General features: G+C 61.3%; 6 protein-coding genes. 3 read left to right on the top strand and 3 right to left on the bottom strand.

Going from position 1 to position 9,082, the window contains the following annotated elements; all coding sequences use genetic code 11:
* The 3 genes from AC27KI_RS14970 to AC27KI_RS14960 form a co-directional block, all read left to right on the top strand.
* A partial coding sequence (locus AC27KI_RS14970; protein WP_487114518.1) for a PAS domain S-box protein occupies positions 1 to 2,991 on the top strand: 2,991 nt, incomplete at its 5' end.
* 280 nt (positions 2,992 to 3,271) lie between these two features.
* Positions 3,272 to 4,114 carry an ammonia-dependent NAD(+) synthetase gene (gene nadE / locus AC27KI_RS14965; protein WP_487114516.1) on the top strand — a complete coding sequence of 281 codons (843 nt, stop codon included), beginning with the start codon at positions 3,272 to 3,274 and terminating at the stop codon, positions 4,112 to 4,114.
* Positions 4,115 to 4,465: 351 nt separating this feature from the next.
* On the top strand, positions 4,466 to 5,398 hold the full coding sequence (locus AC27KI_RS14960; RefSeq protein WP_317357703.1) for a manganese catalase family protein: 933 nt from the start codon (positions 4,466 to 4,468) through the stop codon (positions 5,396 to 5,398).
* 1,797 nt (positions 5,399 to 7,195) lie between these two features.
* Here AC27KI_RS14960 and AC27KI_RS14955 read toward each other — a convergent pair.
* The 3 genes from AC27KI_RS14955 to AC27KI_RS14945 all read right to left on the bottom strand — a co-directional run bounded on the left by AC27KI_RS14955 (position 7,196) and on the right by AC27KI_RS14945 (position 8,817).
* The gene (locus AC27KI_RS14955; RefSeq protein ID WP_487114514.1) at positions 7,196 to 8,029 is read right to left on the bottom strand and encodes a hypothetical protein; all 834 of its coding nucleotides are present in this window, start codon (positions 8,027 to 8,029) and stop codon (positions 7,196 to 7,198) included.
* Positions 8,026 to 8,427 (bottom strand): hypothetical protein, encoded by a 402-nt coding sequence (locus AC27KI_RS14950; RefSeq protein ID WP_487114512.1) that lies wholly within the window; start codon positions 8,425 to 8,427, stop codon positions 8,026 to 8,028. The genes AC27KI_RS14955 and AC27KI_RS14950 overlap by 4 nt, the downstream gene beginning before the upstream one ends.
* A gap of 135 nt (positions 8,428 to 8,562) precedes the next feature.
* Positions 8,563 to 8,817 (bottom strand): helix-turn-helix domain-containing protein, encoded by a 255-nt coding sequence (locus AC27KI_RS14945; protein ID WP_487114510.1) that lies wholly within the window; start codon positions 8,815 to 8,817, stop codon positions 8,563 to 8,565.
* Between the last annotated feature and the right edge of the window lie 265 nt (positions 8,818 to 9,082).

The following is a 9,082-nucleotide window of genomic DNA, read 5'->3' as shown; positions in this document are numbered from 1 at the left end:
CCCCCGGCCTCGCGCGATCTGCCGCCCCTCGATGGCCGCAGCCACAGCTGGGGTGAGCTGCATTTCCGGCTGCTGGAGAAGATCGCGCCGCCCTCCGTGCTGATCGATGCCGGCCACGACATCGTGCACCTGTCGCCCAACGCCGGCGAGTTCCTGCGCTTTCAGGGCGGCGAGCCCAGCCGCAACCTGCTGCGCGCCATCCACGAGGACCTGCGCATCGAAGTGCGCGCGGCGCTCTACCAGGCGGCGCAGCGCAAGATGGCCGTGGAGACCCCGCCCGTGGCCGTCACCCATGCCGGCAGCGAAATGGTGCTGGTGGTCCGCATCGTCCCGTTCCACGAGGCGCCGGGTTTTCATCTGGTGATCATCCAGCCCGCGTCGGCGCTGCAGCCGCTGCTGCCCATGCCGGTGCGGCCCATGTCGGTCTCCGAGCCCCTGGCGCAGCACCTGGAGCAAGAACTGGAGCGCATGAAACTGCACCTGCGCGACACGGTCGAGCAGTACGAGGTGTCCACCGAAGAACTCAAGGCCAGCAACGAAGAGCTGCAGGCCATGAACGAAGAGCTGCGCTCGGCCACCGAGGAACTCGAAACCAGCCGAGAAGAACTGCAGTCGATCAACGAAGAGCTCACCACCGTCAACCACGAGCTCAAGAGCAAGGTCGATGAACTCGGCCACTCCAACAGCGACATGCACAACCTGATGGACGCCACCGCGATCGCGACGGTGTTCCTGGACCGCGAGCTGTGCATCACCCGCTTCACCCCCTCGGCGATCACGCTGTTCAAACTGATTCCCACTGACATCGGCCGCCCGCTGTCCGATCTGGCAACCCACCTGGACTACCCGGAGATGACCTCCGATGCCCGCCGCGTCCTGGAGCGGCTGGTGCCGATGGAGCGCGAGGTCGGCAAGGGCAGCGGCCAGTGGTTCCTGGTCAGGGCCCTGCCCTACCGCACGCTGGACGACCGCATTGCCGGGGTGGTGCTCACCTTCGTGGACATCACCGAACGCAAGCACAGCCAGGAGGCCTTGCGCGTCTCGCAGGACCGATTCAGTCTCATCGTCAGCCAGGCGACGGCCGGGGTGATGGAGGTGTCGCTGGACGGGCGCATCGAATTCACCAACCGCAGCTACCGCGAACTGCTGGGCTATTCCGAGGCCGACATCGTGGGCATGTCGCTGCTCGACCTCGTCCACCCCGACGACCGGGCCGAGAGCGCACGGCTGTTCGAGAAGCTCGCCCGCCACGGCGAGCCGTTCCAGGTCGAAAAGCGCTGCCTGCGCAAGGACGGCTCAGTGATCTGGACCTTCAACAACGTGAGCCGCCTGTCGAATGTGCAAGGCCGTGCGGACGCTGCCTTGGTGATGTGCACCGACGTGACGGAACGCAAACGGGCGGAGGAAGCCCTCAGCCGCAGCGAGGAGCAGTTGCGGCTCATCGTGGAGAACGCCGTCGAGTTCGCCATCTTCTCCACCGACCCGCAGATGCGCGTGACCCGCTGGAACGTGGGCGCCGAGCGCCTGCTCGGCTACCCCGAGGCCGAGGTGCTGGGGCAGCCCGCCGACATCATCTTCACCGACGAAGACCGCGCCCTGGGCGCACCGCAGATCGAGGTGCGCCAGGCGCTGACCGATGGCCGCGCCATGGACGACCGCCTGCACCGCCGAAAAGATGGCACCACCTTCTGGGCCAGCGGGGTGTTGATGCCGATGCTCGACGATGGCGCCGTGGTCGGCTTCGTCAAGATCCTGCGCGACCAGAGCCGTGCCCGCCAGGCCCAGGAAGACCTGGAGACCAGCCGGGCCGAACTGGTCGAGGCCCTGCGGCAGAAAGAAGCCGCGCACTCGGCCTTGGAAGCCGCCGACGCCGCCAAGGACCGGTTCCTGGCCGTGCTGTCGCACGAACTGCGCAACCCCCTCGCCTCCATCCGCAATGCCGCAGAGGCGCTGCAGTCGGGGAAGTTGAACGACGAGGAGCGGGCCCAGTCGTCCAGCATCCTGGACCGGCAATCCGCCGCCATGAAGACGCTGCTGGACGACCTGCTGGACGTCTCGCGCCTGCGGCTGGGGCGCCTGGCCCTGCACCGCCGCCGCATCCTGCTGTCCGAGGTCGTGGACATGGCCATCGAAACCACCAGGCCCGCCATCGAAGCCGGCGCGCACCGGCTGGAGGTGGTGCTTCCGCACATGCCGGTGGTGCTCGACGCGGACCCGGTGCGCCTCAGCCAGGTGCTGTCCAACCTGCTGGCCAACGCCGCCAAATACACCCCTCCAGGTGGTCGCATCGGGGTACGGGCCCAGGTGGACCAGCGCACCGCCGTGATCGCCGTGACGGACAACGGCATCAGCATGGCAGCGGACAACATCCATAGCCTGTTCGGCATGTTCGTGCAGGAAACATCCGACCTGCCCGGCGCGCGGGGCTTGGGCATCGGGCTGGCGCTCGTGCGCAGCATCGTGGAATTGCACGGCGGCCTGGTGGAAGGCTCCAGCCCGGGCCAGGGCCAAGGCAGCACCTTCACCGTGCGCCTGCCGCTGGCGCAGGCGGAGCCCCTTGCGCCGTTGCCGGAGCCCGGGTTGCCGGCCCCATTGCGCAATCTCTCCGCCCTGGCGCCCAAGGTGCTGGTGGCCGACGACAACGCCGATGCGGCCTGGAGCATCTCCACCCTGCTGCAAATTTCCGGTTGCGAGGTACGCACCTGTTCCGACGGCCCCGCGGCGGTCGCGGCCGCCCGCGAGGGCATGCCTGACGTGGCGGTGCTGGACATCGGCATGCCGGGCATGAGCGGGCACGAAGTGGCGCGCCAGATGCGCGCCCTGCCGGGCGGCGCGGACGTGCAGCTGATCGCGTTGACCGGCTGGGGCCAGGAAGCCGACCGGAACGCCGCCGCCGAAGCGGGGTTCGACGCACACATGGTCAAGCCCGTGGAGGTCCAGCAACTCATCGCGCTGATCGAGGCCCGCCAGCGGGACAAGGCACCGCGCTGAGCCCACCACCAGGCGCTATGTTTTTTATAGCGATATGCCCTAGTACTTATTGCGCTGGAAGCCGTTTTGATCTGCGGTGCTTCGGTGGCATTTGGAATGGCTGGGCCGGCTGACAGGCCTTGCGCCCCTGACACACCCACTGACACGCCTCCTGCCGTGCAAGGCGGCAGCGACATGCCGGCACCATCCGACAACCGCTTCGGCCACTTGGCCGCCCAATGGTCCATTGCGGCCCGGCGAAGTTCGCGCCGGTGCCATCCACCTTTTAGGAGCGACCCCAATGAGCGTCAGGCCCAGTCAGCCACAGATTCTGGAATCCCTGTCGGTGGTGCGCGAGTTCAATGTCGAGGTCGAACTGGAGCGCCGTGTCGACTTTCTCGCCCAGTACCTGGCGCGCACCGGGCGACAGACCTACGTGCTCGGGATCAGCGGCGGCGTGGATTCGCTGGTTGCCGGCTGCCTGGCGCAACGGGCCGTGGCCCGCCTGCGGGCCTCCGGAGAAAGCGTCCGTTTCATCGCCATGCGGCTGCCGTATGGCCAGCAGCGGGACGAGGCCGAGGCAGTCAGGTGCCTCGACTTCATCGCACCCGACGAGGTGCGCACCGTGGACATCCGCGCATCGGTCGATGCCATGCAGCAAGCGCTGATCGCCGCCGGCGTGGACCTGGGCGATGCCCCGGCGGAAGACTTTCTGGTCGGCAACATCAAGGCCCGCGCCCGCATGGTGGCGCAATACGCGGTGGCCGGCGCCACCGCAGGGCTGGTCATCGGCACCGATCATGCAGCCGAGGCACTGATGGGGTTCTTCACCAAGCATGGCGATGGAGCGGCCGATGTGCTGCCGCTGGCGGGCCTGAACAAGCGCCGCGTGCGCGCGGTGGGTTTTGCATTGGGCGCTCCCCGCGATCTGGTGATGAAAGTGCCCACGGCTGATCTGGAAACACTGGCCCCGCAACGGCCCGACGAAGACGCATTCGGAGTGAGCTACGACACCATCGACGACTTCCTGGAAGGCCTGCCCATCGATCGCGAGGCCGAGCGGATCATCGTGAACACCTACCTCGCCAGCGCCCACAAGCGCGATGCCGCCGTGACCCCAACCATGGCCCGTTCAACTCTCTAGACAGGCCCCAAGCCACGGACCGCGCCAGCGAGCGAACAGAAAAAACCGCTGCAAAATTTACCGCGCGGCATGGTCCGGGCAATCGCCCATCCGCCGCGGCACCTCGTCGCCGTAGTGGCCCTGTACTGCCAGCGCCGTCCGCACCGGACTGGGCCTCTCGGGTGGGGCGCGCCAGGGAACAGGCAAGGTACATGCCGTGTTTGGTTGCGTTTCACCCTCTGCGCCGCCCTGTCCGGCATGGCCATCGGCCCATTGCCCGGCCCTTCGGCACACCGCTTGCCCTGACTCCTTCGACGCCACATGGCGTTGCCTGTCGGTGAACCCGCTGGCTCAACCCCACCAGGAGCATTCATGTTTTCTCATAACAAGCGGCTGCAATACACCGTACGAATCAGCGAAACCAATCCCGGCCTCGCCAACCTGCTGCTCGAGCAGTTTGGCGGACCCCAGGGCGAACTCGCCGCAGCCTGCCGCTATTTCACCCAAGCATTGGGCGAGGACGATCCGGGCCGCAAGGACATGCTGTTCGACATCGCAACCGAAGAGCTGAGCCATCTGGAGATCATCGGAACCATCGTGGGCATGCTCAACAAGGGCGCCAAGGGCCGACTGGCGGAAGGCGTTGAAAAAGAGGGCGACCTCTATCGGTCCATCACCGGCGCAGGCAACGACAGCCACCTCACCCAGGTGCTGTACGGGGGTGGCCCAGCGTTGATCAACTCGGCAGGCGTACCCTGGACGGCAGCGTACGTCGACACCATCGGCGAGCCCACCGCCGACCTGCGGTCGAACATCGCGGCCGAATCCCGCGCGAAGATCGTGTATGAACGCCTCATCAACCTCACGGACGACCCGGGCGTGAAGGACGCGCTGACCTTCCTCATGACGCGAGAGATCGCCCACCAGAAGTCGTTTGAAAAAGCACTCTATGCCATCGAACCGAACTTCCCTCCCGGCAAGCTGCCAGGCGATCCGCGCTTCACCAGCGTGTACTTTCGCACCTCGCAGGGCGAGCCGGAAGTGCGGGGTGCGTGGAACGAAGGAGAGCGCTGGAACGTCGTTCCCCTTCCCCAGGGCGCCGAAGCGGTGGATGGCGGCGATGGCCTGGCGACCGTGGCCCTGAACGAACTGGAAGCGCCCGCCGTGGAGCAGATGGCCGCACGCACGGCATCTCAGCCCGACATGGATCCCACCACGGGTGCCGAACTGGGCATGGGAGAAGATCTGGACCCTGTGGGTGATGCAGGCCGTTTGCGCGGCGTGCCGAAAACGCTCGAAGACTGATGGGCAGGGCAGGCTCCTGCGGCCGTGGTGATGCCCCCGATAAGGTCATTGCCGCGGCCTGGGACCGGCCCTAAATGCCTTCTTATGGGTTTTCCCGACGGATGCGGTGGCCCCGACGGGCCGCAGCGCAGCCAACGGCAAGCCCCGCGGCGAAAGTCGCACAAAGCGTTGCCATGGCCTGCTGAGAGCCGCCATGCACAAGGCCTGGAGTGCCATCAGTCGGCTCGACCCACCGCTCCAACATGCCAGCTTTGCCAGGCCCGCCGCGCCCCCGCCAAGCAAGCACCATCGTCGATGCGACGCTTGCCAAAGTCCCAGCCATCAGCCCTATGCTAATCACCGAGCGTGCAGTGGCATGCGGGCCGTGGTGGCCATGCGGCAGGCATTGCAAATCCGACGTCGGCAGAACGTGGACCTGCGTCAAAGCGATCGACAAAGGATCGCTGGCAGGAAACGACTCCTCTATTCCATGATCGAGGGCAGGCTCCGTGTGCGCGGGATTGGCCGCAGGTCTCAACGCCGGAGCAGTGCCTTCAGGCGGAGGACAAGGATGGCTTTCAGATGTCGGAAAGGGAAAGGCATCAGGGCTGCGGGTGTTCATGGGAGGACTTCTTCCAGAGACGACGACGGATGGATGAATGGGTGGCGGCGCACTGAAGGCCGTCTGGCTAGCCGTTTCGACGGGGGTCTGACGGCTCGCGGGAATCCGCAATGCCACCGCCGTCTTCCCCCTCCTTTTGCGGTGCAGGCCGTTTCTGCGACATGCGCTGCATTGCGGGATCTGTTTCGACCAATGCCGGGCTGGGACGACCGGGGTCCTTGCGCGGCTTACCGTCCGGGGAGTCGACCTGGTTCACCATGGCTGTACCTCCGGCATGTCGGCCACTGCCACCTGGCAGGGCCGCGTTCCTGTGGCGATGCGCGTCGTGGCCGGTACCGCGTTGACGGTGCTTGAAATACCGGCTGGTCTGGTGGTTTGCATGAATTTCCTTTCCAAGGAGAAATCAGTTTGCGAACCCCTGTTCGATGCGGGTGTAGGACTGCAGCGCTCATGCCGCAGTGGCACCACAGGCCGTGATACCGAGGGCAGAACGGCTTTCGATGCACGTCCGCGGAGTCGACACGGACATGCCGGGCACGTCCACACTCGATGGCGTATCGGCAAGTGCAGTAACCGGCACGTGGGACTCGCGGGCCATTTCGATGCGATGGGCGCGACACCCCACAAAGCGCCGGGCAAGAAAAAACCGCCACAGCCTGACGGTGTCAGAGTGTGGCGGTATCCTGAATGGTGGAGCTGGCGGGAGCAAAGTCCCGAGTGTTCCCCTACCTAAAAACACATTGTTTTCAACAACTTAGAGTTGCGCTACAAAACTCCACTACATTCGACACGTCGAGAGCGTTGAGAAGTGTGCCCCCGAAGTGTATCCCACGGTGTGCCCCTGGGGCGAGGCCAGGGTTGCGGACGTCGGTTTGAATCCGGGAAATCTCAGTCACACGATGCTATAGAGACAACAATAGTGCCTTATAGAGCAAGAACGCAAAAAGCTTGCCTAGTGACTCGCACAGTGCTATCATGAGCGGATTGTCTACTCAACTCCTCTGTTCGGATTGGGGCCATGCAATGTGACTTGGTTCTGGTTCGGCTAAGAGTGAAGGCTATTCACGGGGAAAGCACCAAACGTGAGAAATCGCGGCAAGTGTGCCAAACTGCTTTAGCGTCACAGCGGATGAAGTAATTAGAGTCAGACATTGAACTCAAGCGAGGACCAAACTTTTGGTATCTCGCTTTTTTCATTAGTGATAGTCGTTAGCGAATATATTCACGTGTGAATGGTCAACAGACTTTATCGCATTGTGGCAATCAACATATTCTCCAGCAATCCAAGTCCCAGTTCCCTTCTGTTTTGTCATATTATAGTGGCGATATTCCAGGGGAATTTTTGTTCCGAGCCTGTATCTCGCAGCCAAGATGCACGACTTGGTATGTGGACTTCCAGTCTCATACTTCGAGTGGTTTTCATAGCCATACTCGAAAATCTTATCCTCATCGTCAAAAATATATTTCTTCAAAGGCTCAACAACCGCCCTGCGCCTAGGCCTTCTTCGTTTCCTTAGAAGAGCGAGTTTTGCGCTAATTCTGGCTATAAGGTCGTTGCTGACGCCCTCAGTCCTACCCAAAAGAAGCAGATCATTTAAATCATCTGCAATGAAATTTCTTCTCGGAAGAAGAAGTACTTCAAGCATTTTTTCATCACTCGTAAACGAGTGAATTTGCAGCAGGTTCCTCAGTATTCGGTTAATAGCAGCTTCAATGGACATACGAAGTGCGTTGTAATTCAATGCCACTGCTCCTGCCAACACTGCGGGTGAAACCTCATCCAGCGCTATTGGAGGGTCACCTTCGATAAGTAGTGCTACAACGTCCATACTTGCACTGCGTTCAAACACAAAATTTGATAGGCTCCTTTGACTCGTTCCAGGGTCGAAAACTCCAATAGAAATGGTAGCCCCTTTTACGTTAAAACGAGGGTCTTGACGGAGCTGTTGAGCCACAAGATTTGCTTGCTCTTTCTCAACAAGCTTTATGGCTAACGCGTTAGATGAAACGAAGCCAATGAACGCTCTCATTTTTGCAGAAGCTTGGCAAGTACATTAACTGGAATAATTACGCTACGCTGCTCCTCTTCGCTAAGCTCACTTAAAAGGCTTAAGAATTTTAGGGCAGCTTCACCTTTGTGCTTCTCATCAACAGCAGCCTGCTTCGCAACCAACGGGAATTCGTAATTTTCATTAGAAGGAATTATTCCCACTCGCGACTTATGGCTTGGATCCTCGACTATTTTATAACTGCCTTCAATTTTTGTACGCTCTACGAAGGATTTCAATCCTTCTTTACCCAATACGGAGCGAAAATCACTTCCAACCAAATAGCGCGGGATGTTGCTAATTAGAAGAGGCTGATTTTCTTTTTGCCAAATATCGCGGGTGATACGGGCAATTGAAGATATCAATTCATTAGAATCCATTACTCATTCTCCAAATAAATTCACTTAAATTTCCCATCGTGTTCATACACGAAAGAACTACAACAGGTGGATTTACATCAGCATCGCAAAATACCGATGCTCAGCTACCTCGAAAATCCGCGCGACCAATGCAATTCAGTTTTGCTGTTCTAACGTTTTATCAAACAATCCGTCGAGAGCCGCACCCGGCTTAGTATTGCATGCCTGACACCAACGCGCGTACAGCAGCACGTCGATGAAGTTCTCGCCTCGCTCAAGCTTCGAAACATAGGACTGACCTACCCCAAGGGCATCGGCCATCTGCACCTGCGTCAGCCCGGCCTTGACGCGCACCGCGCGCAACAGCGCGCGCAGGTCATCGTAGTTCGCGTGGTAAAGAGAGGCAGACATGCCCCGCATGATTTAGTCTCAAGCGGAATAGTCGTAACACGACTTTCTTGAGCTACGATGCCCCCTGGTTGCGGCTTGGTGCCGCCATCGTCAACAGGAGGTCATCGCTCATGAAACTGGCAATCCTTGCCTTCGCCTTTGCAGCCTTGTCAGGCTGCACAACCCCCACCGCACCGACAGCCAGCCATGGCCCGGCATCACACGTTCAGCTTCTTACGTGGGCGACCGGCTCGAACGGCATGGCGGACTGAGCAACCGTCTTGGC

The sequence above is a fragment of the Acidovorax sp. KPB24-03 genome (genome assembly GCF_057546605.1).
This window is presented reverse-complemented; position numbering and strand designations above follow the sequence as displayed.